This window comes from Vibrio sp. 10N.247.311.12, assembly GCF_041467515.1.
Lineage (GTDB): Bacteria > Pseudomonadota > Gammaproteobacteria > Enterobacterales > Vibrionaceae > Vibrio > Vibrio crassostreae_C.
In genome coordinates this window covers 21314-47278 of the sequence record NZ_JBFSUV010000018.1, presented here as the reverse complement: position 1 = coordinate 47278, position 25965 = coordinate 21314, and the positions used below count along the sequence as shown (strand labels likewise).

Below are 25965 nucleotides of genomic sequence, written 5' to 3'. Positions count from 1 at the left end.
AGGGTCCTAAATTTAGCCAACAGCCTGTTGACCAAAATTATTCTTATGGATAATTTCTGCTTTTTAGACTCATTTTGGGGCAAAAATAAGTTAGAGGCCCTAGTGACCACCACGCCAGACAGAATCAAAGTAATTCCAATTACCGCCATACTCAACACACAAAAAAGCGCGAGAGACGGATGTCATTCTCGCGCTTTTTAGGACCGTATAACTTGAAGTTTACGGTTAGATCTTAGCAGTAAACGTACGGCTAATTACATCTTGTTGCTGCTCACGTGTTAGCGAGTTGAATCGTACTGCGTAACCCGAGACTCGGATGGTTAACTGTGGGTATTTTTCTGGATGTTCGACGGCATCCAACAACATGTCACGGTTAAGCACGTTCACGTTAAGATGTTGCCCACCCTCAACACGAATCGAACCTGCATTTTCCTCGTGGTGGAAGTAACCATCCATTAGTGCTGCTAGGTTCACTTTTTGGCTTAAGTCATCTTTACCTAGTGCATTTGGTACGATTGAGAAGGTGTAAGAAATACCATCTTTAGCGTACTCGAACGGCAGTTTGGCAACTGAAGAAAGTGAAGCCACCGCCCCTTTCTCATCACGACCGTGCATTGGGTTTGCGCCCGGGCCAAATGGCATACCAGCGCGGCGACCATCAGGCGTATTACCGGTTTTTTTACCATATACAACGTTTGAAGTAATCGTAAGGATAGATTGAGTTGGAACCGCTTCACGGTAGGTGTTCCTTTTCTGAATTTTCTTCATAAAACGTTCAACCAAATCACAAGCAATATCATCGACACGTGAATCGTTGTTGCCGAATTTTGGATATTCGCCTTCAATATCAAAGTCGACAGCGATGCCATCTTCGTTACGTACTGGTGTTACCTTCGCGTATTTGATAGCCGCAAGCGAGTCAGCAACAACCGACAGCCCTGCAATACCACAAGCCATTGTGCGATGAACATCGCGATCCATTAACGCCATTAACGATGCTTCATAGCTATAACGGTCATGCGAGTAATGGATCACGTTCAGCGCAGTGACGTATTGCGTTGCAAGCCAATCCATCATGTCATCAAAGCGAGGCATTAAGCGGTCAAAATCGAGAACTTCATCTTCGATACGAGCAACTTGAGGACCAACCTGCATGTTAGATTTTTCATCAACACCACCGTTAATGGTGTAAAGCAACGCTTTAGCAAGGTTTGCACGAGCACCAAAAAACTGCATATGTTGGCCAACCACCTGCGGGCTTACACAACACGCAATCGCGTAATCGTCGTTATCAAAATCCGCACGCATTAGATCGTCGTTCTCATACTGAAGTGATGAGGTTTCGATAGACACTTTAGCCGCGTATTGTTTAAACGCGATAGGCAGTTGTTCAGACCATAGAACCGTCATGTTCGGTTCTGGCGCTGGGCCCATCGTGTGCAATGTGTGCAAGTAACGGAAAGTCGTTTTGCTAACGAGTGTACGACCATCAACACCCATACCAGCCATTGCTTCTGTTGCCCAAATTGGGTCGCCAGAGAACAATGAATCGTATTCAGGAGTGCGTAGAAAACGAACCATACGAAGCTTCATGATGAAATGGTCAATCAACTCTTGCGCTTGTTTTTCATCAATCAGACCAAGTTTAAGGTCTCGTTCGATGTAAACATCTAGGAAGGTTGATGTGCGGCCTAGCGACATCGCAGCACCATTTTGAGACTTAACCGCAGCTAAGTAACCGAAATAGGTAAATTGGATTGCTTCTTGCGCAGTACGAGCAGGAGAAGACATATCAATGCCGTACTTCAAACCCATTTCTCGCATTTCATCAAGGGCACGAATTTGATCAGTAAGCTCTTCACGTAGACGCAATGTCTTATCTAAATCACCACCCGTTTCAAGCATCTTCTGAGTCGATTTGAATTGCTCATTTTTGTCTAATTTTAGGAAGTCGATACCGTACAAAGCAAGACGACGGTAGTCGCCGATAATGCGTCCACGACCATAAGCATCCGGCAGACCAGTAATAATACCAGAACGGCGACATGCTTTAATTTCGTCGGTATAAAGATCGAACGCTACTTGGTTATGCGTTTTGCGGTACTCAGTGAAGATCTTTTCGATTTGTGGCTCTAATTCACGACCGTACACTTCGCACGACGTTTTCACCATTCGAATACCACCATTGGCGATGATGCCGCGTTTCAGTGGTTTATCGGTTTGTAGACCCACGATTTTTTCGAGGTTTTTTACAATGTAACCGGCATCGTGTGAGGTGATAGTGGAAACGATATCAGTATCAAAATCGACAGGGGCATGAGTGCGGCTTTCTTCTTTAATACCTTCTAGCACCGACTCCCATAGCTGTGTCGTCGACTCCGACACGTCCGCAAGAAAAGACTCATCGCCTTCATAAGGGGTGTAGTTTCGCTGAATAAAATCACGTGCATTAACGGATGTTTGCCAGTCGCCAGCTTGAAATCCCGTCCAAGCTTCCATCATATCGGTTGTCGGAATAGTCATAATGACCCCCTAAGTTATTGATAAAAAGATAATATCTATGATTATTTATAATCATTGGTTTCTGCTGGCTATACTAAACCGACCAATCTATGAGTAAAGTGAGCTGTTTTCATAAAATACATGCACAAAATGCATTTATTGGAATTACTATATTATATTCAATACCTTAAGTTGAAGGCTAACTACTCTAGATTCCAATTAGTTTGTTCCTTCAGAAGTAGGAAATAGACTCTTAGTGACTCACCGACGTTGAAAACAGGTTAATGACCACCACACCAGACAGAATCAAAGCGATGCCAATGATCGCGTAGATGTCTAGCTTTTGCCCGTAGACCAACCAAGACAACGCCGCGACCAACACTATCCCTGCGCCACACCAAATCGCATACGCCACACCCAAAGACATGGTTTGAACCGTGAGAGACAACAGATAAAAAGCAAAGCCATAACCGACGAGTACTGCGGCGGTCGCAGGAAGGGAAGTAAATTGCTGCGTTTTAGGCAATAAAGAAGTCGCGACAACTTCAAGCACGATGGCAAGTGACAGCATCACTGGAGGCGGAAGAGATAAAAGCATGTATGAGTCCACAACATTAAATACGGCGCTCAGAATATTGTAGTTTTATTTCCAATTCATGTGATTTTCAGTAAGCAATTATTATGACGTACCTTAATAATTCTTAAGTGTGACTTTCGGTTAACACGAGGAACCTAAATGCTCTATTATTACAAATAAGTAATAATCATTTTCTATTTAAGGGGATTATCAAAACATGCACTCACACCTATACTAGCTCCAACAAAACGAGAGAGCGGAAACAATTAAGCTCAACTACGCTTAACGGGTTGAATTTAATTGCACAGTTATCCGCTGTACTGACATATAGGAAACATCCAATGACAATCGAAATTAAACCTGGTCAAACGCATATCAAATCAAAAGCAATGGTTGCATGGGCAGCTGGCGAGCCACTAAAAATGGAAGAAGTTGATGTACAACTTCCTAAAGCTGGTGAGGTTCTAGTTCGCATCGTTGCTACTGGTGTTTGTCACACTGACGCATTCACATTATCAGGTGACGATCCAGAAGGTATCTTCCCTTCAATTCTTGGTCACGAAGGTGGCGGTATCGTTGAGATGATCGGCGAAGGCGTTACAAGTGTTGAGATTGGCGACCACGTTATCCCACTTTACACAGCTGAATGTGGCGAATGTAAGTTCTGTAAATCTGGTAAAACTAACCTATGCCAAGCCGTTCGTGAAACGCAAGGTAAAGGCCTAATGCCAGACGGTACAAGCCGCTTCTCTATCAATGGCGAAACGATTTTCCATTACATGGGCTGCTCGACTTTCTCTGAGTACACAGTACTTCCAGAAATCTCTCTAGCGAAAGTAAGCAAAGAAGCACCACTTGAAGAAGTTTGTCTTCTAGGTTGTGGTGTAACAACAGGCATGGGCGCGGTACTTAACACAGCTAAAGTTGAAAAAGGCGACAACGTTGCTGTATTCGGCCTAGGCGGTATCGGTCTTTCTGCAATCATTGGTGCTCGCATGGCTGGTGCTAACCGCATCATCGGTGTAGATATCAACGAGAGCAAATTCGAGCTAGCAAAACAGCTTGGCGCGACAGACTGCATCAACCCAACTAAATTCGACAAGCCAATCCAAGACGTTATCGTAGAGATGACAGACGGTGGTGTTGAGTACTCTTTCGAGTGTATCGGTAACGTAAACGTGATGCGTCAAGCACTTGAGTGCTGCCACAAAGGTTGGGGCGAATCTGTAATCATCGGTGTTGCAGGCGCAGGTCAAGAGATCTCAACTCGTCCATTCCAACTAGTGACTGGTCGCGTATGGCGTGGTTCTGCTTTCGGTGGTGTTAAAGGCCGCTCTGAGCTTCCAGAAATCGTTAACCGCTACATGGCAGGTGAGTTTGGTCTTCAAGAGTTCATTACTCACACTATGGGTCTGCAAGACGTTAACGAAGCATTCGACCTAATGCACAAAGGTGAATCTATCCGTACTGTTCTACACATGGATAAGTAACACATCTTGGCCTCGATTCTTTCGAGCATCGAGGCCACAGCTACAAATGAATAGCAACAAACTGTCTTCACCACCTCCTGCCCGGTGGGTGGTGAAACTTTAAATGATATAGACATGTTATTCCCCAAAACCATCAACCTAACGGAGCACAATAGATGACAATCGAAAACATTAGCCAAGCAAAGGTTGCTGGTGGTTGGCACAAACAATACACCCACTTTTCTGCAACGCTTGACTGCAACATGCGTTTTGCGATTTTCTTGCCGCCTAACGCAAGCAAAGAAAACCCAGTTCCTGTTTTGTATTGGTTATCAGGCTTAACCTGTACCGATGAAAACTTCATGCAAAAAGCCGGCGCGTTCAAAGCCGCGGCTGAGCAAGGCATCGCGATTGTTGCACCAGACACTAGCCCACGTGGCGAAGGTGTTGCCGACGATGAAAATTACGATCTCGGCCAAGGTGCAGGCTTCTATGTGAATGCCACTCAAGCGCCATGGGACAGCCATTACCACATGTACGATTACGTGGTAACAGAGCTCCCTGCATTAATTGAGTCGTTCTTCCCTGTTACATCCGTAAAATCGATTTCTGGTCACAGCATGGGCGGACATGGTGCCCTAACGATTGGCATTAAAAACGAAGATAGCTACCGTTCTATCTCTGCATTTAGCCCAATCAGTAACCCAATGCAATGCCCTTGGGGCCAAAAAGCATTTAACCAATACTTGGGCTTAGATATTGAAGAGTGGAAGCAGTACGACGCCTCTGAGCTTCTAAAAGCCAAAGGCACTAAGCTGCCAATGTTGGTCGACCAAGGCGAAGCCGATAACTTCCTGATTGAGCAGCTTAAGCCTGAGCAATTAGTCGAAGCCGCTAAGGTAACCAATGCCGATTTAGATCTACGTATGCAGCCTGGTTACGACCACAGCTACTACTTCATCTCTAGCTTTATTGATGAACACATTGAGTTCCACGCTGCTTACTTAAACAAGTAGCCAGATGAATTTAGCCCGCACTTTGTAAACACAAGGTGCGGGCTTTTTAATGCCTGATGATTTTATAACGGTTGCTTTTATAACTGCTGAATACGCTGCTTTAACGCTTCTAAATCCACATCATTTCCAACAATTCGTAATCGAACATACTCTTCAGTCATCGCGTCGCACGTAATTGCAAAATCGACACCGGAGCACGTCTTAATACCGATACTCTCAAATAGCTTTGAAAGGTTAGTTCCTGTTTTTTTCAGCAACATAATGGGCGTCGATATTGACGTTCCAACCACTTCAATATCGTGCACAGACAACAAGCCGATCATTTGCTGCTTAAAGTATTCAGTTTTGCTGCGGTTCATTTCTAAGAAGTGTTTCGCATTGGGTAAGGTCGCCGATGCGATTTTTATTGAAGGGTAAGTCGGCGTGAACACACTCACCGCAGCCTCGATTGCAGAAGTCAGGTTTTCACTGCTGGCTAAGTAACCGAGTCGAATCCCTGCAAGGCCTAAGCCCTTAGAAAAGGTTCGTAAAACTATTAAGTTGTCCAAGACCAAGGTTTGATCGAGCATAGACTGTTCAGGAGTCAGGTATTCACCATATGCCTCGTCGACAATCAAAATAGCGCCAGAACGCTCACATACTCTCGCTATCTCGACCAGATAAGCTCTGTCGTAGATTCGACCCGTTGGGTTGTTGGGATTATCGATATACACCAAGGCAGGATTTTGACTGCTTATTTTTGATGCCAACACACCGAACAGATCCGACTCGTTTTGATAATCAAACATGTTGATGGACTGGTACTTCCCGCCCACCAAAGTGAACTCTGATACTGCTTCAACAAACTGAGGGCCAATGCCTATCATGGTGCGATTGTTGTGATCGATAAGTTTATTGAAGATAAGTTCTAGCGCCCCAAGAGAGCCCGTGGTGTACGTAATACGACAATCTTCAATCCCAATAAACTGGCGAGTCAGATAAGTCAGCTCCGAAAGCTCCCTGTGGCAATAGTACTTATCAATACCGTAGATAATATCTTTGATCACATGTTCAGGAATTTCTGGTGCGCCAAATGGATTGGAGCCAAGTGAACAATCGATACGAAATGAGTGATCGACATAAGAATGGTATTCGCCACTTAACCGTGGATTTAAATGCATAAGAAAACGCTCAAAAAATATTCATGCGCTATTCTTATCGTACTGAATTTTATCTATATAGGTCATTTCGCGACAGTTCTTCGCCTTGTTTCGAGAGACTGGTTAAAAACCAAGATTGGTTCAAATAACGAATTCTCTTAAGCCATAATCAAGAGTTAAGCACTCGTGTTTACATTTCGAGTTAACCGAACCGCTTTCTTTGCGCTAGATTAAGCTGAGATAAGATAGGGTAATAACAGAGCTTGCATCTTTACTCTCCCTAGTTACCATAGCCCCATTAACATCCCCCATATTTTGAAGGTTGCTATGAAAGCAATTAAGACTCTTTTCTTCCTGATGGTTTTATTGAGCGGTCTGTTTACCGCTTGGCTGTTTATTCCAATTCCAGCGACCATGGACAAGCAAACGCTCGACGTTCCATTAACGGAACCATTCAAGCTTGTTGCGTATCGCAGCAACCCGAATGATGCGAGCAAGCCGCTGACTTACCACTACTATGTGATTTCAGATGTGGTTGGTGTAGACGACATGGACCCATTCCTGATTACCACGGACCAGTTCGTGAAGCTTGGCGAATTCGACGAGAACACATTCAACCTTACGGTTAACGGCAAGATTGATAGCTACACCAACGATTTGTGGATCAAGAAATCTGATGGCAAGCTTCAACACTGGTACGTGAGTATTAACGCGAACTATATTCGTTAAAATCGAACTGCAATAAACCTCATTTTAAAACTGCGCTTTGGCTTCCAAGCGCAGTTTTTGTTTCTAGCAACACCCTCCACTTATCCCGACCCGTTCGACATAAACTGCATTGCCTACTTTTGATTCACTGCTGCCCTTGCTCTCAAGGTGTTATAAGCTCTTTAGATACGATAAGCTCAGACCATGCTCGACGCCCAATAAATCAAAATAATAAAGGATCACCCGTGGAATTTACGCTCGACAAATTTAACGGCATCATCATTGACCCAGCAACAGCCCCTCACGATGTTGACTCATTCAATGCCGAACTCAGCGAGATCACCGAATTTTCAAAGCAGAATAACAAAGGCATCATTTGGATTAGCTTACCTATTTCACTCTCGCACCTTATTCCGGTGGCGACTGAGCTTGGCTTTGTGTTTCACAACTGCTTAGAAGACGAGATTACGCTGATCCACAAATCCGAGATTGTAGAGTTTGTGCCTTTCATTCCGACCCACACCTTGGGTGCTGGTGCGTTAATCACTAACGAACACAATCAAGTTCTGATGATCAAAGAGCACGGCATGACGGGTTACAAATTACCGGGCGGTCATATTGAGTTGGGTGAAGGCATTGAAGAATCCGTGGTTCGAGAAACCTTGGAAGAAACCGGTATCGAGGCAACGTTCGTTTCAGTGGTTGGCATGGCGACAAGACACCCGTATCAATTCGGTAAATCAAACCTCTACTTTATTTGTCACCTTATCGCTCAAACTCAAGAAATTGCGATTCAAGACACTGATGAAATTGCAGAAGCTAAATGGATAGATGTTGAAGAATATATTAACAACCCCGACAGCTACCCGTTTAACCGCCAATTGGTCGGCTCTTTGATAGGCAAACAAGGATTAGAACTTACCCAACTAGAAGGCAACTATGGCCCGAACCATAAGCCAGAGATCTTCTTTTCGAAAAACTAAAGCGATTCAAACATAAAAACGCCAAGCTCATAAGAACTTGGCGTTTTGCTTTTCATTTTACTTATATTGTTTAAGCCATCTCGTTGCTAGTAACTTCCTAATTAGACTGTTCTAGAACCTATCTATTTTAGAAAAAGCCTAACGGATTAGTATCGTAGCTAATTAATAGGTTCTTAGTGTTTTGGTAGTGATCGAGCATCATCTTATGTGTCTCACGGCCGATACCCGACTTCTTGTAACCACCAAACGCACGCGCTCCATTTCAGCATCGTGTGATTTACACCATGGTGAACAACAGATAGAACACGCTTGGCAGCAGGCCAATAAGGTTATCGATAAAGGGATTAGCCTATTAATCCTAGGAGAAACAGGCGTCGGCAAGGGGGAGTTTGTTAAAGCGTTACACAAGCAAAGCCAACGTAAATCGGCCCCCTTAGTGGCGGTGAATTGTGGAGCACTACCGAAGGATCTAATCGAATCAGAACTGTTTGGCTACGCACCGGGGGCTTTTACTGGCGCGAGTCACAAAGGATTCCAAGGTAAGATCCGTCAAGCGGATAAAGGCATTCTATTTCTAGATGAGATCGCCGACATGCCTTTAGAAGCTCAGTGCCGACTGCTGCATGTTCTGCAAGACAAATCCGTGGTGCCAGTTGGTTCCAATCAAAGCTACCAAGTCGATTGCCAGATCATCGCTGCCACTCACAAAAACCTCGAGCAGTTAGTCGCAACAGGTGAGTTTAGGCAAGACCTGTATTACAGACTCAATGGCTTAGCCTTCACCTTGCCAAGCCTACAACACCGACAAGACAAGCACGCTTTAATCGAGCACATTCATCGTAAATACGCCGAAGACGAACAGACAATCTGCCCGCACTTGATGAGCTTACTGTGCGCCTATTCTTGGCCGGGTAATATCCGCGAATTAGACAACTTACTTAAGGTTGCTGCTCTATTAGCAAGTGATGAACCCCAACTCACACTCGAGCATGTGCCCAGCCACCTTGCTCAACATCTCACGTCATTAGCACACGATAATCAGCATCAGCTAATGACTCCTAATGCCATCAAAGGTACAGCGAGTAACGATTTAAGAAGCACCGTTGAAGAAACCTTGCTGCAAACTTATCAAGCCAACCAAGGCAACATAAGTAAGACTTCGAGAATACTCGGTATCAGCCGCAATACCATTTACCGAAAGCTAAAGAGCTTGGGGATTCTATAGTAGGAAAAGGAATCTAAGCTAATCAGAATCCAACTCCACAAGTTGATTGAGCACTTCTTTATCCAATACCGGGTGATGCTTGGTCGCTAGGATCAGCACAATATCGACCGAAGGCAACGGTGGCATATCATCGAGGATTCTCAAATCTGGAGTCACGCTGAGCTTACCCATCGCACCAATGGCTAATCCGGCTTTAACGATCGCTCGCTGCGCCGAAGCGGTATTGCTACACGCCAATAACTGATAAGGCGTACCTTGCTTAGTTAAACCATTCACTGCTGCAGCGTGATATTTACAGTCCGTTTGAAACAAGGCTAATGGAACAGGCTTGGAGCTATCAAACGCATAGTCAGAGCTGCTTATCCAAACACCCACATCATGTGTAAGCCAATAACCCTCTTCGCTGTCGGGCGCTCGAGTGACAATCGCCGCATCTAAACGGCCATCATCCAACCACTCTCTGAGCGTAATGCTCGGCAGGCTGAATATTTGGATTGAGCACGTAGGCTCTGCTTGCTGTAACAGGCGAATGACTTTCGGCAGAATGGTGTCGTTGTAGTCTTCAGGGCAGCCGAGTCGTAGAGGTTGTTTGTCTTCGTAACGCTTTACTTGCTTGAGGGCTGTATTGTGAAGGGCGACTAACTGTTCGGCATGAGAACGCAGCGCCAAACCTGCTTCAGTGAGTATTAAGTTACGCCCTTCTTTTTGGAAAAGAGTGACGTTGAGTTCTTCTTCCAACTTACGCATCTGAGCACTGAATGCCGATTGGGTGCGATTTATCTGTTTCGCTGCACGTGTGAAACTACTGGTTTCCACAAACGCGAGAAAACCTCGCAAAGCATCAATATCCATATTGAAATCACCACCCATCGTTTTTATTAATGTATTGCATCAAAATTATCCGTTAGTGCGCCGCAATACAATCCCCTAAGCTCAAATGCATGCCCCTAGGCTCAAAGCATACCCACTAAACGCAAGGAAGCAACGATGCAGCTTTATATTGGAAACCAGAACTACTCAACTTGGTCACTGCGTGCATGGCTGATATTCGATAACTACAACCTCAATGCAGAAGTCATCAAGCTCAAGCTATTCACCTCTGATTTTTACGACACTCTGGCGAAAGTGACGCCAACGGCTAAGGTTCCAACCTTAGTTGACGGCGACGTTGCGGTGTGGGATTCATTGGCCATTCTCGAATACGTTAACGACGCCCACTTGAACGGTGCAGCGTGGCCTAGCTCAGTGAAAGAACGCGCCCATGCCCGAGCAATTTCCGCCGAGATGCACTCTGGATTTTTTGCCGTCAGAAATGAAATGCCGATGAACTGCCGCGCACAACGAAAGCTAAAACTCAGTGAAGACGCCTTGAAAGACATCGCTCGTATCGATGCCATTTGGTCGACGCAGATTGAACAATACCCTGAAGGATGGTTGTTTGGTGAATGGTCGATTGCCGATGCGATGTTTGCACCTGTGGCATTACGCGCAGAAACCTATGGCATCCAGCTTTCAGAAAAAGCATCGCAGTATCAACAACGTGTGCTTAACAGCCCATCAATACAAAAATGGCTAGCAGAGGCAAGCTTAGAAACCGATGTGGTTGAAGAAGATGAGGCGGGCAAGCCGGTATAAGTAGATAGCGATGAGTCTCGATATAGCATCGAGACTCATTTTATATTAGGCGGTTAGAAAGCGATTTCTTTAAAGACTATTCTTTGGCAACAGGGGCGCTGTGATCATTCGGTTCAAACTCCAAAATATCACCAGGTTGGCACTCTAAAACCTCACACAGTTTGTCGAGTGTCGATAACCTCACGGCTTTTGCTTTAGCATTTTTTAATACTGACAAGTTGGCTTCTGTAATACCAACCTCTTTTGCCAATGTCTTCAATCGCATTTTTCGTTTTGCCATCATAATGTCTAAATTAATGCGGATAGTCATGACAAGTCCTTTAAATCGTTTGGCTGTGCTCATCAGCCAGAATATAACCTTCTTTCATCACCCATGAGATGATCAAAATAATTATACCCAATATCAGTGTTAAAAAGTCCATACCTACAAAACTAATCCCCAAGATACGTTCGCCTGGGGGATTATTGAACGATAGAATCACTGACATCAATGAACTATAGATAACTGAACCTAATACCCAATAGAACAAGCTATACCCAAGCTTCTGGTAGGACATTGCGTTTTCCAAAGAGAAGATTTCGCCTCGTTCATAATTACGGAATAAACGAATCAGAACCATTAGTGCGTACATAAGGATGCTGGACATCGCTAAACTGGTGAACGCAGCAACCGTTCTTGTTGTCATAGACAGCGGCAACATCGTGAGATGCCCGATGTCGTAATAATAAAGACCCGTTGCACTTATAAAGTCATAGGGAGTCTCAATGGTTAGCCAGAAGTAGCACACCATAATCGGAGTGAGTGCGAGAAAGGACTGCAGTAGTAATCGCACACGTCGGCTTTGTTTTTGGATGTTAGACATAGTTAGTATTCCTGTTGAGTTGACGACGGAATACTAAGATCAAAACAAATGATGATCAACAATAAATTATCGTTTATCGATAATTTATTGTTGAATTGCAATTTCCATAAGAACTTATAACCGAAATAATTTTTCATTGAAGCTGCAATAATTTGGTCGATTGTGATCACCGAATCACAATGTGCAGATGCGATTGTTTATATTCAACGAAACTCAAATCATTAAGATAAACATCATGTTACGAGCAACGATCGCATTACTCAGCGTGGCCAGCTTGGCCGTATCTGCCAATGTCACCCTTCCCACTGGAGAAGACTGGATCAATCATGCCTCTGAAGGGCTGGCACCTTATTGGCTAATGCCTAGCGCGCAAGGAGAACCAATAGGCAACTTCCCGACGTTTCGTTGTGATGACGGTACCTTGCTCGATGTTTCTGATGTGTGTCCTGAATTAGACAGAGGCTGGATCACTCCCCACTTCGGCAAAGAGTTTACGCGCATGAAATCACGTCAAACTTATGCCTATGGCGTGCTCTACCATCTTACCGGAGACAAACAGGCTTTAGCGCTTGCCAAGCAAGGCGCCTACTACCTCATTGATCAACTAGAAGATAAGAAAAATGGTGGCTTTATTGGCTACACAAAAGAGGGCAAAGCAAGTCAGAATTGGCAGCAACGTACCTCTCAAGATCAAGCGTACGCACTGGTTGGCCTTGCTATGTACTACTACCTGACCCAAGACAAAAAGGTAGAAGAAGCACTCATCGCACAACAAGCTTTTATCTTTGATAAATATCGACTTAGCGACAACAGTGGTCTTGCTTGGGTACTTGCTGACGGTGAAGATGGAAAAGCCACACGACGTGAATTAGTCGCGCAACTTGATCAAATTAACGGTTACATGCTGTTAGTCGCTCCCCTGCTAAAAGAGCCCACCAAGACAAGATGGCTTGATGATCTAAGTTGGCTGACACAAACCATGGTCGAGCACTACCACTCTGAAGATGAACAACGCTTCTACGGGGCCATTCACAGCAAAGCCGCCAAGATGCCGAATGCTAATCACAACGATTTTGGGCACACCATCAAAGCGTATTGGATGACTTACCTTACAGGCCAAACATTGAATAACTCTGAATGGAAAGAGTTTGGCATCAAAGGGATGAAACACACTCTCGTTCATGCGCAATATCAGAAAAATTTCGTGAGTGTATCCCAATATTATGGCGAAGAACTTCAGAAAGCGTGGAAAGGACAAGAGATAACTGGCTGGCAAAGCAGACCAAACACAAATTGGGCTTCATCATGGGAATGGGCGGAGCTTGATCAAGCAGCAATGACGGTTTCACTTGTCGATGATTCAATGAAAGACGTCCTGCAATACACCCTACCCACTTTTCATGATGTATGGGTCGACCATAAATACGGCGGTGTCGGGCTTGACCCAAAACGCACCAAAGCTTTCCATTGGGGCAACGGTTATCACCAGTTTGAACATGCGCTGATTGGCTATCTATACGCACAGCAAGTTGACGCGAAGCCAGCAGTATTGCATTACGCAAGGCCGACCAACAGCGAGATGCCAATGGAACCGTATTACTATCAAGGCGATGTGGTGGAGCTATTGAATAAAGATGACGGAACGCAGAAGGTCAGTTTCAATAACATTCGACCTTAGCGTTGGTTGTTTGTTCTAAATGGACTTGAGATTCAGGGCTACGGGGAATGGACAAGGTCAAAGAGTTAGCACAATAGTGATGTCGCAGACCAAACAAAAGCCGCTGTTGATCAGCGGCTTTCTTGATGGAGATAAGCGGAGGTTAGTTGTCCAACCCTTTAATTGGGTTCATCGAGTGATAAACGGTGTTCACGTCACCAGTCATCGACAATGAACTCAAGTCATCAATGAAGAAACGGCTGGTCATTGTGTGCTTACCGCCATTGATAAAGATTTCGATCACTGACTTATCAACATAAACCTCGATGGTTTGCTTGGTGCTCAACCTCGGTGCTTTTCTCACTGAGCCAAACTCTTCCGCGTAGAGCTGAGACATCTTACTGCGATCAAGCATGAACTCCTTTTCTGTAGCACTGAACACGATGTTATCACCCGCAACGTTAGCAAGTGTAAACTCAAACTCGTCAGTATCAGTTTCGAGCTCAACCATGAAGCTGGTTGTATCCAATTCAAGAGCATTTTCAACCACCACAGCTTCACCCTGTAGCGCTTTCAATTCAGGTAAAGCAGACTGAACAAGATAGCCATCTTGGATTTGAAGTTCGCGTGGTAACGACAACATGCCCGCCCACTGATACTCATTAGATGGTGTATCAATCTCAGGCAGACCAATCCAAGCAATCAGAATACGGCGGCCTGTATCATCTAAATAAGTCTGTGGTGCATAGAAATCGAAGCCATAATCTGGCTGCGCAATATCTTGGTGGTTTTCCAGTTCTACCGAATCGAGATTTAAGCGGTCACCGACGATATAAGCCACCGAGTAGATATTTTTGAAATCGTATGGATTTTCGCTAGATACACCTTGTGGAGAAAACAGCATCACCGACTGATTCTCTATTTCAAAGAAATCTGGGCATTCCCACATATAGCCAAGGTTGTTGTAACGAGTTTGAATTGGACCTTTGTGCTGCCAATTCATCAGGTCTCGGCTGCAATATAGCGCCATAGAGCCAGTATTTTGAGGCGTTTGAGCACCCACAACCATCAGATAATCGCCGCCCTGTTTCCACACTTTTGGGTCTCGGAAATGTTCGGTGTAGTGATCGTTTTCGATAACCACGCCGTGCTTTTCTATTTTGCCGTCAGCAGACATCTTGGCAAAACATTGAGTTGGCACTCGCAACCAATTTCCATCGCGCTTGTTACCTGTAAAAAACAACAATGCATTGTCGTTTTCAACCAATGCACCACCAGAGTAAACACCGTGAGAGTCGTAATCTTGGTCTGGGTGCAAGCCAATGCCGTGGTCTTCGAAATGAACGAAGTCTTTGGTAGAAAGGTGGTACCAGTACTTCATACCATGGACGGGGCCAACTGGCGTCCATTGGTAAAATAGGTGGTGTTCACCATTAAAGAAACACAGACCATTCGGATCATTAAGCAGACCAAACTTAGGCGCAATATGGTAGCTTGGATAGCCAGAGTCTTGTTTGCGAAGCTCTACCATCGCATCAATACTCTCTAGAGAAATATCTTCTATACGGCGATATCTTTGCTCTACTGTCCAGTTCGAGTTCAAACTCATACACTCTCCTCTACGGCATTCGTATTTGAAGAGTCTTTTTGAATAAACTGAGTAAGAGCTTCTTGCGTTGGAAGTGCGGTCATTGCGCCTTTTTGCGTGGTCGCCAGTGCACCACACCCATTCGCCCACTGAATTGCAGAATCGACGACTTGTTGATTGTTCCACTCATCATCTTGAGAAAGCTTTGCAAGCAAACCGCCAACAAAAGCATCGCCTGCACCCGTGGTATCCACTGGCGTCACTGAGCGACCTGAAATCAACACACCTTGGTTTTCAAATACTCGCCAAACGCCTTTCGCGCCCTGCGTAACCAGAACAAGCGTGTTGTTAAGATCTGCAATGTTAGCCAAACCTTGTTCCATCGAAGTTGAATCGGTTAAGAAATTCAGTTCTTCTTCTGAGAATTTAACCACATCAGCCAATTCAACCGCTTTCATGACCACAGACTTAATTTCAGATGGGTTTTGCCACACTTCATCACGAAGGTTTGGATCGAAGCTGATGTAACCGCCCGCGGCTTTCATACGTCGGATCGCTTCGAAGGTACTGCTTCGGCTTGGTTCATTAGCCAAAGAGATCGAGCAGACGTGTAGCCACTCGTTTTTCTTAAATTCGGGAATGTCTGCAACAGACATAAACTGGTCGGCACTTGGCTTCACCATAAACGTAAAGCTACGCTCGCCTTGGTCATCAAGATCGACCACCACGGTTGACGTGCGTTGTTCAGGGTCCTTCACCAAACGCTCGGTATTCACACCTTCCTTTTGCAGAGTCACTTCCATAAAAGTGCCAAACGGATCGTTACCCACTCGGCCAAAAAATGCGCTTTTGCCTAAAAGGCGAGAAATCGCTACCGCGACATTAGCAGGCGCACCGCCCGGACATTTCAATAATGTCGCGTCAGTCTCCGGAATGAGGTCGACGACGGCGTCTCCAGTTACCCAAACTTGATTCATCTTTCTTACCTTAAAACTGAAAATCATGACAACCGAAAGCGATGGCAATCGAAAGCAGTAGCAACCAAAAGCAAGGTGACACTTCACGCTGTCATGTAAAAATATAAAAAGGCTAGCTAAGCCAAATCACCTAGCTAGCACCCCAAAGCTTAGGAAATGAAGTGAAAAGGGGGGCTTCACTTCTAGGGAGAAACGTTAAGCTGTTGCTTTAATGTTTTGCTTGCTGCGCTCGCGCAGACCTAAAACAACGGTCAGAGCAAAGGCAGTCACGAACGCGATAATCATACCTACCACGTAGTAGCCAATCTTTTCTGGTGATATTGAGATGATGCCAGGAATACCCGCCGCACCCAGTGCTTGTGCTTTCACATTGAACATCGTGATAAACGCGCTTGAAATCGCAGCGGCACAAACCGCAGCAATGAATGGATAGCGAAGCTTCAAGTTCACACCGAACATTGCAGGTTCAGTAATACCAAGCAAGCCAGTCACACCAGAAGGAATCGCGATACCTTTCATTTTCTTATCTTTACTCATGAAACCAACCGCCAGTGCCGCTGCACCTTGTGACACGTTAGACATCGCCGCGATAGGGAAGATGAACGTACCGCCAGTCGTTGCGATATCCGCAAGCAGCTGAGTTTCAATAGCAATAAAGCTATGGTGCATACCAGTAATAACAAACGGCGCATAAATCAAACCAAACACCGCACCGCCAATGAAGCCAGCACTGTTGTATAACCAATTTAGGCCGTCACCAAGCAGGAAGCCGATATCACGAGTAAATGGACCAACAATCGTGAATGTTAACAAACCAGTTATGAAAATCGCCAATAGCGGCGTTAGCAAGTTATCCAGAACCGAAGGAATAACTTTACGCAGCCCAAGCTCAACTTTCGCTAGAATAAACGCAGAAACAAGAACGGGTAGTACTGAACCTTGATAGCCTACTTTCTCGATTTCGAAACCTAAAATGTTCCAAACCGGAATGCTGCCCGACACTGATGCGCCACCGAAGCCCCAGCCGTTAAGCAAGTCTGGGTGAACCATCAACATACCTAAAGCCGCGCCAAGGTATGGGTTACCACCAAACTTCTTACTCGCTGAAAATGCTAATAAAATAGGTAAGTACACAAAAGGAGCATTAGCAAATGTATTGATCATGTTTGCTAAGTCGGTCAAACCCGGATTAGCGTCGATTAAAGATTTGCCATCAATGAATAAGCCTTGAGCCGTCAATAGGTTGTAGATACCCATCAACAAACCACCAGCAACAATCGCCGGAATGATTGGTACAAAAATATCAGACAGGCCTTTCACCGCGCGTTGCAGGATATTTTGGTTGTCAGCACCTGCAGACGCCACATCGTTGGTCGACATTTCCGTCATTTCAGTCAGCTTAGCCAACTCAGCATAAACTTGGTTTACGATGCCTGAGCCAAAGATGATCTGATATTGACCTGCCACTTTAAACTGGCCCTTAACCCCTTCTAGGTTATCAATCGCCTGTTCATCAATTTTATCTTGGTCTGCAACCGCAAGACGCAGACGAGTCGCGCAGTGTGCGAGTGCGGTGATATTACTTTTACCACCTAATAGAGAAAGCAGCTCTTTTGCTATTTTTGGATAATTCATTACATACCCCATTGGATTATCATTTGAGCTTTTGAATTTTCGGGAACGTTTGCAAAACAAATTTTTGCCTACAAATAACAAATGATCAAAGATAACTGCTCAATAGTGTGAGAATGATCTTCAAATTATCTCCCTAGGATAAGAAGACAGGGTTAAAATCCCCTAATAACAGGTAAATTTGATGCTCTGTTTGCAAACAATCCCAAAACTAAAATTACAATTGGATAATGAATAATGGCTAGTCTTCATGATGTCGCTCGTCTCGCTGGAGTTTCCAAGTCGACGGTTTCAAGAGTAATCAATGATGAGTATGGCGTAAAAGACGCGACCAAGGTGAAGGTGCGTAAAGCGGTTGAAGAGTGTGGCTATCTCCCAAACCAAGTCGCTAAAGACTTAAAGTCCCAAAAAACCAACCTGGTTGGCGTGATTGTTCCTAGGGTTTCTTCCCATGCCACCTCTCAGGGTGTCGATGGTTTAACCGCCGTATTAGAGCAAGCGGGCAAGCATGTATTATTAGCGAGCACACACCAAACACACCATAAAGAACTTGAATATATTCAGATATTTAACCAGAGGCGTGTTGAAGGTATCATCCTGTACGCGACCCACCTCGACAACCAATTAGTCAAAGCGATTCAAAGCTCTGCCGTACCCGTGGTATTGGTTGGTCAAGACGGGTCAATGTTTAACATCCCAAGCATTGTGCACGACGACACTCGCGTAGGGTTTGAAGCGGGCAATCGCCTCATAGCGAAAGCTTGTAAGCATATGGGATTCATCGGTGTGCAAGGTGATGATATTGCGGTTGATAAGATGAGATCGGAAGGCTTCGCTCAATCGCTTCAATTTAACGACCTCACACTGCAATTTCACGCCCGTGGCGACTTCACCATAGAATCAGGTTACCAACTGGCGAAGCAGTATCTCAAGGAGCACACCAAGCTCGACGGCCTATTCTGCGCCACTGACCGTATCGCAATCGGTGCGATCAGAGCCATTCAGGAAGCGGGGCTCGTTCCAGGAAAGGATATATTGGTGCTCGGTGTAGGTGACGATGAGCTCGCTTCAGTATGCACACCAACGCTGTCTACGTTTAACTATGCGTTTGATAAAGCGGGAGAAAATGGAGCCAAGCTGCTACTCGACCGTATTGAGAAAAAAGGCTTTGAAATGAGCAAGATGGTGTTGACCTTCACCACTATTGACCGAGAGTCTTGCTAGCGATTTATTTCAGAGATCAGGTTATCCCAAGATAAAAAATGCCAACCTTCGAGTTGAAACGATAAGGTTGGCATTTGCTGATGCGACTATCACATCATGAGTAACACTCTCTATCTAAACGATATATCAAGCAATTAGAACCAAGTTTCCATCTGCAGTGCAAACAGAACCTCGCCGCCCTCTCCCATCGTTGCAGCATCTGCTTCAGTGCTGATCGAGTAACCATTTAGGTCTTCACTCCAATCCACATAGCTCACAGCGAAACGCAGTTCTGGTCGGTCAAAGAAACCAGTGCTAGTTGAAAGCTTGAGTGTTGGTGCAACTGTCGCTTTGTAGAAACCGCCGCTCGCTTGCTCTGTCGAGTTGTCTAAATCCATGTATTGCAATGAACCTTCGTAAACCATCTCAAAGTTCTCTGTGAACTCTTGAGCTAATCGAACGTTTAAAGAAGCCCATGTGAACTCGTCATTCTTCTTCAAACGGTCTTGGCTATGCTCTGCCATTAATGCAGGTGCTAAGCGCCAGTTGTCGCCAATGCGAGTGACACCGTAGCTAAACAGGCGAACGGCTTTCGCGTCATCCAGTAGATCACCATTTGAACCGATGCCTTTTAGCTCTGCACCTAGGCCACTACCCACTAACATACCCGTTTTAGAGAAGCCTTCGCTCAGACCAAAGAAGTTGTCTCCATGGTACGCAAACATTGCGTGTACACCGCTTTCAGCTGCGCCATTTAGGCGGCTATCGTTGTCTGCTGAGGTCATACCGCTCAACATCACTTGCCATTGGCCAATACGGTTATTCATGGTTGCAATGTAGTTTTCTACATCTGTTGACGAGCTATCAATCTCACCAAAATCTCGGCCATAAATAGAGAAATTCGCTTTCCAGTTGTCGCTCATCTGAACGTCATAAACGCCCGCACCAGTACCTGATAAGAAGACAATATCCGAATCGAAAAAGTGAATATCAAAGTTGTCGCGATCGAATCGTTTACCCGCCCAAAACGTTGCTTCAGAAAACGCTTCAGATTCAGAGAACATGCTCAGACGGTTCAGTTCTGAATACACTTGTCGTACATTCAACTGGCTTTCACTGGCTGTCCATTCGTTATTTGTTTCAGTACTGTCGGCTAACATGATACGAAACAAAGCACTAGAGCCATCGTCTGCAAATCGCTTATGAATCAAGTTCGCTTCAACGTAATGATCATCTTCAACACCAAGACGTCCAATTGGAGCTCCAATGGCACCCGCCGCTGTCATGTAAGGACCAGTACCTGTCGCGCCGTTTAGGTCGTCGTTGATCAATAACCCAGAGCGAGCATAGCCGTGAAACTCAAACGAAGAAGCCTTTTCATTGGCCTCGGTAGAGACCTGCTCTGTTTGTGCAACCCTTTGTTCTAATTCATTAATACGTTGCTCTAATGCTGCAACGTCTTCACTTGCTAATACCGATGTAGTCATTAGCCCCATTGTTACAGCAACCGCTAAAATGTGTCGTTTCATTCTGATGTTCTCACGTTAATTGTTTTGGATTATTTGCAAACGTTCCCAAAACAATTCGTAAGCACATTTCGGCTTATACTTTTGATGTATAAGCTCTATATCGAAGAAGAAATAGAAATCAGTCGTGTTGATTACTTCACTTTTGTATCTGAGTGGATGATAGATCGATAATTTCGGGAACGTTACCGAAAATGCATAATTCTGATAACTTTGTCACAAGTGAAATTGATTAATGGGCGAAAAATAGTGTATCGCGCACATTAGATATCTCAGAAAAATAGAGAGAAAATCCAGTACGAGAATTAGGAAAGGCGCTAAAAAATGCAACAGGTTGGCTATAAAAATTAAAGCCTGAGAAGCGATTTTTCAGGCTTTAGAAAGGCGTTCATTGATAACAATAGGTCGTTTTTTGAAAAGTGTATGACATTAACTAACGTGACAGTTTATAGAAGAATAAAGCGTTTAAAAGACTACTTTCTCTTACCCTGCTCCACCAACTTTTCATTCCATGCCGTATTGCCGTCACGCTTAGAGACATCGTACTCCGCACAGAACTGAGATATGGTCATATTGTTATCGCCAGTGGCAAGCTTGAGAGCCAACTGAACTTGTTGAAGCTTGCTTTGCAGTCGCAAGATTTGACCAGCATTTGGGCTTTTCTCTTTGGCGTATTTTAAAGCCGCATGCTTACGTTCTGCCGCGCCCGCTCGGCGATCTGCTTCTGATAACAGATACTTGAGTTGAGCAACACTCTTGCCTTTCTTGAAGGCAGGATCAAGCAACTCAACGCATTCATCAAACGATGGATCGATAACGTATGGGTCAACTTTATGAGCTTGTTGGCGCATCCATTCGAGTGCGAGTTTTTCATCTGACATAATTACATCTTTACCAAAGAAACAGCCCTATATGGTATCGCTCAATAGCAAACCGCTGCAATAACAAATTGAGTGACTTTACGCCTTTTTACACTGTGCCGATTGACTAATTTAACAATCACAGCTCCAATAGTTGGCTTTAACGCATCACAAACAGCTCTTCGTGGTAGTGCTTTTCAATATCAAATTGATAGGTGTCTAATTCTTTTTTCAGTGATGTAGAGAACAACTCCGGCCCGCAGAAATACATCTCGTACTCGTTGAGGTCGCCACATTGATTGACAATTCTTCCGGCGTTTAGCCGCGGTGAGTGCAAGGTATCTATCACGGTCAACTTCACACCAACCGCGTGTGCTAGGTGCCACAACTCATCGATTAATTGCTTATCAACACCGCGAGTACAATAAAACAGTTGAATACGAGGATGATCTCGTTCTGTTTTGAGCGCTTCAAGTGTTGCAAAAAACGACGCTATCCCGACACCACCAGCAATCCAAATTTGTGGCTTGCTTAGGTCAAAATAAAGTCGACCATAGGGTCCTTCAACCGTAACCGCATCGCCCGCTTTCACTCGTTCATATAGGCCATTAGTAAAATCACCCAGCTCTTTGATCAAAAAGCGCAGCTCTGGATCATCACTGCCAGAAACAATGGTAAACGGATGCGGGTCTTCATTACCGAAACGCAAGTACGCAAACTGCCCAGCTTTGTGACCTTGCCAAGATGCCTCCGGTTTTAACACCAGCTCCATCACTTCAGCTTGTGGAAAATAGCGAGTCGAGATAATCTTCGCTGAGTGACGATTACGACGCCCAACCAAGCCCAACAAACTGTAAATCGCTGTGATAGACCCAGCCAAAGCAAATGCCACAGTTAGATAATAAATAGGTTCTCCCCAATACGCTCGTTTAAGCAGGATTACTGAGTGGAAAGCGATAAACAGGTACGCAACCGACATCAGACGGTGCGACAATTTAAACGGTTTGTACTTCACTGCCGCCCATAGTGACGCCACCAGTAAAATGAGCAACAAGTAGAAGCCCCACTCGCCAATACTCTGAGCAATACCGCGTAATTCATTGACCCATAACTCCCATCCAGTCAAAACAGCTTGCGGCCCTGAACCATCGTGTCGAACAGGCTTATCTAACACACCAGACACCACCAATGACTTAGGTATTTGGTACCACAACCAGTGTGTCACACCCAGTGCAACACCACCGATACCGAGCCATTTATGGACTCGATATGCTTTATCCATACCTTTCAGCCAATTCTCAACCATAGGCAAACGCATCGCCAAGATCATTGTGATGGACATTAACACCAGAGACAAAATACCTGAGTACTGAATCATGGCTGAGCGCCATTCAAAGACATCGCTTGAAGCGAATAATTGCGGTTCCATCGCAAACCAAAAGGCTGACATTGTGGCAATCATTGCCCAAATGATATTGCGGACTGTTTTCATTTGTTAACACTCATAAAGACGACATCATTACTTTAGCTCCTGTGATGTAAAGGGACGTCAACGTACGTAAATCTATGCAAAGGATCTCGTTCATTGTGCTGTAACAGAGATAAAAGAGACAAACTGCCCACGGCCAATAAGCGCTCTTTGATCGATAAAAGCGGATTCTTCGTACATATAAGTCCGTTAGTGAGCATGCTCGAAGATAACAATAAATGAGAAGAAGAGAAGATATGAAGGACATGACCCTTTCTAAACAAGATATCCAAACAATGGACCCGCGCCACCGCATTCGTTTGGTTAACTCCCTATCTGGATTTAAAAGCGCCAACCTAATTGGTACTTGTGATAAACAGGGGCTTGAAAACCTTGCGATAGTGAGCTCTGTCATTCACCTAGGGTCTGATCCCGCGCTGCTTGGTTTTATTGTTCGCCCAGATAAAAGCCGACGTCATACGCTAGAAAACATCCTAGAAACTAAGTACTTCACCGTTAACAGCATTGGTGCTGACTTTGTTAAAAAGGCCCATCAAACCTCGGCTCGCTACCCTAAACCAGTCTCAGAATTCAACGCGGTCGGCTTAACGGCCTATTATGACGACACATTCCCCGCTCCCTTCGTCTTGGAGAGCAGTTTAAAGATAGGGTTAGCGTTCAAAGAACAGATAACAATCGAAAGCAATCAAACGCAAATGTTGATCGGTGAAGTTATAACGATTCACGCACCCAAACGCGCCGTGATGCCGGATGGCTACCTTGATTTAGAAGCGTTGGATTTGGTCACGGTATCAGGGCTTGATAGCTACCACGTAACTCAAAGACTGCACCGATTAAGCTATGCAAAACCACAACAGCCACTCTTTCCACTCACTCGTGAAGGTAACCCAACTTCATGGGAAGCTTTCGAACTCAATCTAAACTAATTTTGTTCGGCAATTTGCTATCAAAAGTGCTAACGTCCTTTAATTCCAAGAGATGCATCTCACACAGGCGCATCTCACTGAGCACACTATTCATTCTTACGTCTGTTTCCAAGGACCCTTTTGAAGTTAACTCACTTTAAATACAAAACGCGCGAAGGCCCAGACTACCGACATGGCGATCAGGTGTCATTCATGGACATCAAACAAACCTTCGGTATGGGCAGCATTCGTGTGGGTGCTTGGGTGACGAAAGAAGAAAAAGAGTTGGCCGCAAACCTGATATTCGATTCGCTAGCCGACTTGGCTTACATCTTGGCTTTGCCACCAGAAGCGATTGGCCTTCGCGGCACATTAGGCTTAGCGTTCGGCAGTGGCGGCAGAAAAGGCGTACAAGCACACTATGCCCCGAACCAACGAGAATTAGCCCTCGCGAAGAATGCCGGAGCTGGCGCGCTCGCTCACGAGTTTTGGCATGCATTTGACCACTATATCGCTGAGAAAGCGTTTGAAATCGGCGATACCTCTGGCCCTCGCAAGCAGATCCTGTTCGCCAGCGACTGTTGGTTGCACGATAGAACGGTGCGACCTCATCCATTAAACGAAAGTTTGATGTCTCTGTTTGATGCCACACTGCTTAGCGACAATAACTCGGACAAACACGATTATGTGGCTCGCAGTGTGATTGCCGACAAAGCGATGTCTGCCCGTTACTTCTCACTACCCACAGAGATGATGGCGCGCGCTTTTGAATCCGTGATTGAATCGTGTTCCGATATCAAGAACGCTTATCTAGTGGATGGCACAACCAAGCCTGATATGTACCCCGTGTATCCTGATATGGCGCACCGAGAACAGATATACCAAGCCCTGCAAGGTTACTTCGCACCATTAGGCCGATCTTTGAGTAAATAGCATTTTGAGTCAGTAACTCTCTGCATATTTACAATGAATGACATGTACCATAAGTTGATCATGTGTAAGCTCTGATATAACATGTACAACAAGCGGAACATGTAGAATAGTTAATTCATGAATGATTAACTATTCTGTGTATATAGAAAGATTAAACATATCCAAAAACAACAGGGTAAATAAGTGATGAATATTGTTTCTTTTACTGAGGCCAGAAATAGCCTTAAGTCTGTGCTCGATAGAGTGGTAGACGATTCTGATGTTACGGTAATAACCAGACGAGATTCAGAAGATGCAGTGGTCATGTCTCTTGATCATTTTAATTCAATGCAAGAAACCTTGTACCTAATGAGCTCGCCTAAAAACGCTGAAAGATTGGCTGAATCTATTGCTCAACTCGAAGTCGGAAATACAACCGTTCGAGAATTGAATAATGACGAATGATCGAAAGATTGTATTTACAGATAATGCTTGGGAAGATTACCTATACTGGCAAACCCAAGACAAGAAAACGCTCAAGAAACTAAATAAGTTGATTGAAGCCGCCAAAAGAACGCCCTTTGAAGGGATTGGAAAGCCGGAGCCACTAGTCGGCAACCTGTCTAGCTTTTGGTCAAGACGAATCGATGACAAGAATCGATTAGTGTATAAAGCAGATGACGATAACTTTTATATAATTGCTTGTCGTCACCACTATTAAAAGCAGTAAGCAGCACATAGAAAGGGCAGTAATGATCAGTTGGCCATCTTTGGTAAAACTCGACGGTGATGATGAGCTTATTTACGTCGCATCCGAACACGAATTTCAAGCAGAATGCTCAGAGATGATCTTGGGTGAAGATGATTACCTCATTGATTCAGAGGGTAACAGCTACGCACTTCAATCGATATCAAATCAACTGTCTCTAGCGAAACGGCCTGAGCAATATTCAGTAGAAAGCGGGACCAAGCTGATTCGAAACCACGAGTTTCAAAAAGCTGAAGTGTGCCTGATGAAGATCCACTTCCTAACGATTGAAGAAGCAATTCAGTCGCTGGCTTTTGAGCCACGTTAATAGCTCTCCTGAAAGCTAATAAA

Annotated in this window: 24 protein-coding genes and 1 pseudogene; 13 read left to right on the top strand and 12 right to left on the bottom strand. The window is 44.8% G+C overall.

Features of this window, described 5'->3' with window-relative positions:
- Nucleotides 1-225: 225 nt before the first annotated feature.
- Together pflB and AB6E30_RS10020 are read right to left on the bottom strand one after the other, a co-directional pair.
- A complete protein-coding gene (pflB, locus tag AB6E30_RS10025) occupies nt 226-2523 on the bottom strand; it encodes a formate C-acetyltransferase (protein WP_372103425.1) in 2298 nt (765 codons plus the stop codon).
- 232 nt (nt 2524-2755) lie between these two features.
- Nucleotides 2756-3100 carry a multidrug efflux SMR transporter gene (locus tag AB6E30_RS10020; protein ID WP_017061635.1) on the bottom strand — a complete coding sequence of 115 codons (345 nt, stop codon included), beginning with the start codon at nt 3098-3100 and terminating at the stop codon, nt 2756-2758.
- A gap of 320 nt (nt 3101-3420) precedes the next feature.
- Between AB6E30_RS10020 and AB6E30_RS10015 the strand changes: the two genes are divergently transcribed.
- Nucleotides 3421-4569, top strand: a complete 1149-nt coding sequence (locus AB6E30_RS10015; protein ID WP_004732902.1) for an S-(hydroxymethyl)glutathione dehydrogenase/class III alcohol dehydrogenase — start codon at nt 3421-3423, stop codon at nt 4567-4569.
- Between the two features lie 155 nt (nt 4570-4724).
- The gene (gene fghA / locus AB6E30_RS10010) at nt 4725-5564 is read left to right on the top strand and encodes an S-formylglutathione hydrolase (protein ID WP_102320866.1); all 840 of its coding nucleotides are present in this window, start codon (nt 4725-4727) and stop codon (nt 5562-5564) included.
- Nucleotides 5565-5641: 77 nt separating this feature from the next.
- Here fghA and AB6E30_RS10005 read toward each other — a convergent pair whose 3' ends face one another.
- Complete coding sequence (locus AB6E30_RS10005; RefSeq protein ID WP_017066506.1) at nt 5642-6724, bottom strand: pyridoxal phosphate-dependent aminotransferase; 1083 nt, start codon at nt 6722-6724, stop codon at nt 5642-5644.
- Nucleotides 6725-7030: 306 nt separating this feature from the next.
- Between AB6E30_RS10005 and AB6E30_RS10000 the strand changes: the two genes are divergently transcribed.
- The 3 genes and pseudogenes from AB6E30_RS10000 to AB6E30_RS09990 form a co-directional block, all read left to right on the top strand.
- Entirely contained in the window at nt 7031-7432 is a 402-nt protein-coding gene (locus tag AB6E30_RS10000; RefSeq protein ID WP_017061631.1) for a hypothetical protein, read from the top strand.
- Between the two features lie 224 nt (nt 7433-7656).
- Nucleotides 7657-8394, top strand: a complete 738-nt coding sequence (locus AB6E30_RS09995; RefSeq protein WP_017061630.1) for an NUDIX domain-containing protein — start codon at nt 7657-7659, stop codon at nt 8392-8394.
- Nucleotides 8395-8632: 238 nt separating this feature from the next.
- Nucleotides 8633-9619: pseudogene (locus AB6E30_RS09990) on the top strand (sigma-54-dependent Fis family transcriptional regulator); the annotation flags it as partial.
- Nucleotides 9620-9637: 18 nt separating this feature from the next.
- On the opposite strand, the gene AB6E30_RS09985 reads toward AB6E30_RS09990, so the two are convergent.
- Nucleotides 9638-10489: a LysR family transcriptional regulator gene (locus tag AB6E30_RS09985; RefSeq protein ID WP_372103422.1), complete on the bottom strand. Its 852-nt coding sequence runs from the start codon at nt 10487-10489 to the stop codon at nt 9638-9640.
- 117 nt (nt 10490-10606) lie between these two features.
- Between AB6E30_RS09985 and AB6E30_RS09980 the strand changes: the two genes are divergently transcribed.
- Nucleotides 10607-11254 carry a glutathione S-transferase family protein gene (locus AB6E30_RS09980; protein ID WP_017076932.1) on the top strand — a complete coding sequence of 216 codons (648 nt, stop codon included), beginning with the start codon at nt 10607-10609 and terminating at the stop codon, nt 11252-11254.
- Between the two features lie 76 nt (nt 11255-11330).
- On the opposite strand, the gene AB6E30_RS09975 is transcribed toward AB6E30_RS09980, so the two are convergent.
- Nucleotides 11331-11564, bottom strand: coding sequence for a helix-turn-helix transcriptional regulator (locus AB6E30_RS09975; protein WP_017076933.1), 234 nt, complete (start codon nt 11562-11564; stop codon nt 11331-11333).
- Nucleotides 11565-11574: 10 nt separating this feature from the next.
- Nucleotides 11575-12117, bottom strand: coding sequence for a DUF2975 domain-containing protein (locus tag AB6E30_RS09970; RefSeq protein WP_029222378.1), 543 nt, complete (start codon nt 12115-12117; stop codon nt 11575-11577).
- 235 nt (nt 12118-12352) lie between these two features.
- Between AB6E30_RS09970 and AB6E30_RS09965 the strand changes: the two genes are divergently transcribed.
- A complete protein-coding gene (locus tag AB6E30_RS09965; protein ID WP_372103419.1) occupies nt 12353-13795 on the top strand; it encodes an N-acylglucosamine 2-epimerase in 1443 nt (480 codons plus the stop codon).
- A 142-nt stretch (nt 13796-13937) separates the two neighbouring features.
- Here AB6E30_RS09965 and AB6E30_RS09960 read toward each other — a convergent pair whose 3' ends face one another.
- The 3 genes from AB6E30_RS09960 to AB6E30_RS09950 all read right to left on the bottom strand — a co-directional run bounded on the left by AB6E30_RS09960 (nt 13938) and on the right by AB6E30_RS09950 (nt 17974).
- Nucleotides 13938-15383, bottom strand: coding sequence for a sucrose-6-phosphate hydrolase (locus tag AB6E30_RS09960; RefSeq protein ID WP_136974160.1), 1446 nt, complete (start codon nt 15381-15383; stop codon nt 13938-13940).
- On the bottom strand, nt 15380-16339 hold the full coding sequence (locus AB6E30_RS09955; RefSeq protein ID WP_372103416.1) for an aminoimidazole riboside kinase: 960 nt from the start codon (nt 16337-16339) through the stop codon (nt 15380-15382). Before AB6E30_RS09955 ends, AB6E30_RS09960 begins: the two co-directional genes overlap by 4 nt.
- 195 nt (nt 16340-16534) lie before the next feature.
- Entirely contained in the window at nt 16535-17974 is a 1440-nt protein-coding gene (locus AB6E30_RS09950; protein WP_017064972.1) for a sucrose-specific PTS transporter subunit IIBC, read from the bottom strand.
- Between the two features lie 234 nt (nt 17975-18208).
- Here AB6E30_RS09950 and AB6E30_RS09945 point away from each other — a divergent pair, with 234 nt between their 5' ends.
- Nucleotides 18209-19195: a LacI family DNA-binding transcriptional regulator gene (locus tag AB6E30_RS09945; protein ID WP_017061622.1), complete on the top strand. Its 987-nt coding sequence runs from the start codon at nt 18209-18211 to the stop codon at nt 19193-19195.
- 134 nt (nt 19196-19329) lie between these two features.
- On the opposite strand, the gene AB6E30_RS09940 is transcribed toward AB6E30_RS09945, so the two are convergent.
- The 3 genes from AB6E30_RS09940 to AB6E30_RS09930 all read right to left on the bottom strand — a co-directional run bounded on the left by AB6E30_RS09940 (nt 19330) and on the right by AB6E30_RS09930 (nt 23052).
- Nucleotides 19330-20703 (bottom strand): carbohydrate porin, encoded by a 1374-nt coding sequence (locus AB6E30_RS09940; protein ID WP_102320859.1) that lies wholly within the window; start codon nt 20701-20703, stop codon nt 19330-19332.
- A gap of 470 nt (nt 20704-21173) precedes the next feature.
- Entirely contained in the window at nt 21174-21581 is a 408-nt protein-coding gene (locus tag AB6E30_RS09935) for a hypothetical protein (protein WP_017054885.1), read from the bottom strand.
- Nucleotides 21582-21720: 139 nt separating this feature from the next.
- Nucleotides 21721-23052, bottom strand: coding sequence for a ferric reductase-like transmembrane domain-containing protein (locus AB6E30_RS09930; protein WP_372103414.1), 1332 nt, complete (start codon nt 23050-23052; stop codon nt 21721-21723).
- Nucleotides 23053-23285: 233 nt separating this feature from the next.
- Here AB6E30_RS09930 and AB6E30_RS09925 point away from each other — a divergent pair, with 233 nt between their 5' ends.
- From AB6E30_RS09925 to AB6E30_RS09905, 5 genes are all read left to right on the top strand, one after another.
- A complete protein-coding gene (locus tag AB6E30_RS09925; protein ID WP_017061618.1) occupies nt 23286-23975 on the top strand; it encodes a flavin reductase family protein in 690 nt (229 codons plus the stop codon).
- A 120-nt stretch (nt 23976-24095) separates the two neighbouring features.
- A complete protein-coding gene (locus tag AB6E30_RS09920; RefSeq protein WP_372103411.1) occupies nt 24096-24887 on the top strand; it encodes a CLCA_X family protein in 792 nt (263 codons plus the stop codon).
- 186 nt (nt 24888-25073) lie between these two features.
- The gene (locus tag AB6E30_RS09915; protein ID WP_102456248.1) at nt 25074-25331 is read left to right on the top strand and encodes a type II toxin-antitoxin system Phd/YefM family antitoxin; all 258 of its coding nucleotides are present in this window, start codon (nt 25074-25076) and stop codon (nt 25329-25331) included.
- Nucleotides 25321-25587, top strand: coding sequence for a Txe/YoeB family addiction module toxin (locus AB6E30_RS09910; protein ID WP_017061615.1), 267 nt, complete (start codon nt 25321-25323; stop codon nt 25585-25587). The genes AB6E30_RS09915 and AB6E30_RS09910 overlap by 11 nt, the downstream gene beginning before the upstream one ends.
- A gap of 31 nt (nt 25588-25618) precedes the next feature.
- Complete coding sequence (locus AB6E30_RS09905; protein ID WP_372103408.1) at nt 25619-25942, top strand: DUF4144 domain-containing protein; 324 nt, start codon at nt 25619-25621, stop codon at nt 25940-25942.
- The last annotated feature ends 23 nt before the right edge of the window (nt 25943-25965 follow it).

Bases quoted from the DNA above. Each gene is read 5' to 3' on its own strand.
- AB6E30_RS09975 (WP_017076933.1), bottom strand. From the start codon at position 11,564: ATGACTATCCGCATTAATTTAGACATTATGATGGCAAAACGAAAAATG.
- fghA (WP_102320866.1), top strand. From the start codon at position 4,725: ATGACAATCGAAAACATTAGCCAAGCAAAGGTTGCTGGTGGTTGGCAC.
- AB6E30_RS09930 (WP_372103414.1), bottom strand. From the start codon at position 23,052: ATGAAAACAGTCCGCAATATCATTTGGGCAATGATTGCCACAATGTCA.
- AB6E30_RS10000 (WP_017061631.1), top strand. From the start codon at position 7,031: ATGAAAGCAATTAAGACTCTTTTCTTCCTGATGGTTTTATTGAGCGGT.
- AB6E30_RS09985 (WP_372103422.1), bottom strand. From the start codon at position 10,489: ATGGGTGGTGATTTCAATATGGATATTGATGCTTTGCGAGGTTTTCTC.
- AB6E30_RS09915 (WP_102456248.1), top strand. From the start codon at position 25,074: ATGAATATTGTTTCTTTTACTGAGGCCAGAAATAGCCTTAAGTCTGTG.
- AB6E30_RS10015 (WP_004732902.1), top strand. From the start codon at position 3,421: ATGACAATCGAAATTAAACCTGGTCAAACGCATATCAAATCAAAAGCA.
- AB6E30_RS09910 (WP_017061615.1), top strand. From the start codon at position 25,321: ATGACGAATGATCGAAAGATTGTATTTACAGATAATGCTTGGGAAGAT.
- AB6E30_RS09945 (WP_017061622.1), top strand. From the start codon at position 18,209: ATGGCTAGTCTTCATGATGTCGCTCGTCTCGCTGGAGTTTCCAAGTCG.
- AB6E30_RS09950 (WP_017064972.1), bottom strand. From the start codon at position 17,974: ATGAATTATCCAAAAATAGCAAAAGAGCTGCTTTCTCTATTAGGTGGT.
- AB6E30_RS09980 (WP_017076932.1), top strand. From the start codon at position 10,607: ATGCAGCTTTATATTGGAAACCAGAACTACTCAACTTGGTCACTGCGT.
- AB6E30_RS09935 (WP_017054885.1), bottom strand. From the start codon at position 21,581: ATGTCAGATGAAAAACTCGCACTCGAATGGATGCGCCAACAAGCTCAT.
- pflB (WP_372103425.1), bottom strand. From the start codon at position 2,523: ATGACTATTCCGACAACCGATATGATGGAAGCTTGGACGGGATTTCAA.
- AB6E30_RS09955 (WP_372103416.1), bottom strand. From the start codon at position 16,339: ATGAATCAAGTTTGGGTAACTGGAGACGCCGTCGTCGACCTCATTCCG.
- AB6E30_RS09940 (WP_102320859.1), bottom strand. From the start codon at position 20,703: ATGAAACGACACATTTTAGCGGTTGCTGTAACAATGGGGCTAATGACT.
- AB6E30_RS09960 (WP_136974160.1), bottom strand. From the start codon at position 15,383: ATGAGTTTGAACTCGAACTGGACAGTAGAGCAAAGATATCGCCGTATA.
- AB6E30_RS09970 (WP_029222378.1), bottom strand. From the start codon at position 12,117: ATGTCTAACATCCAAAAACAAAGCCGACGTGTGCGATTACTACTGCAG.
- AB6E30_RS09905 (WP_372103408.1), top strand. From the start codon at position 25,619: ATGATCAGTTGGCCATCTTTGGTAAAACTCGACGGTGATGATGAGCTT.
- AB6E30_RS10005 (WP_017066506.1), bottom strand. From the start codon at position 6,724: ATGCATTTAAATCCACGGTTAAGTGGCGAATACCATTCTTATGTCGAT.
- AB6E30_RS09925 (WP_017061618.1), top strand. From the start codon at position 23,286: ATGAAGGACATGACCCTTTCTAAACAAGATATCCAAACAATGGACCCG.
- AB6E30_RS09965 (WP_372103419.1), top strand. From the start codon at position 12,353: ATGTTACGAGCAACGATCGCATTACTCAGCGTGGCCAGCTTGGCCGTA.
- AB6E30_RS10020 (WP_017061635.1), bottom strand. From the start codon at position 3,100: ATGCTTTTATCTCTTCCGCCTCCAGTGATGCTGTCACTTGCCATCGTG.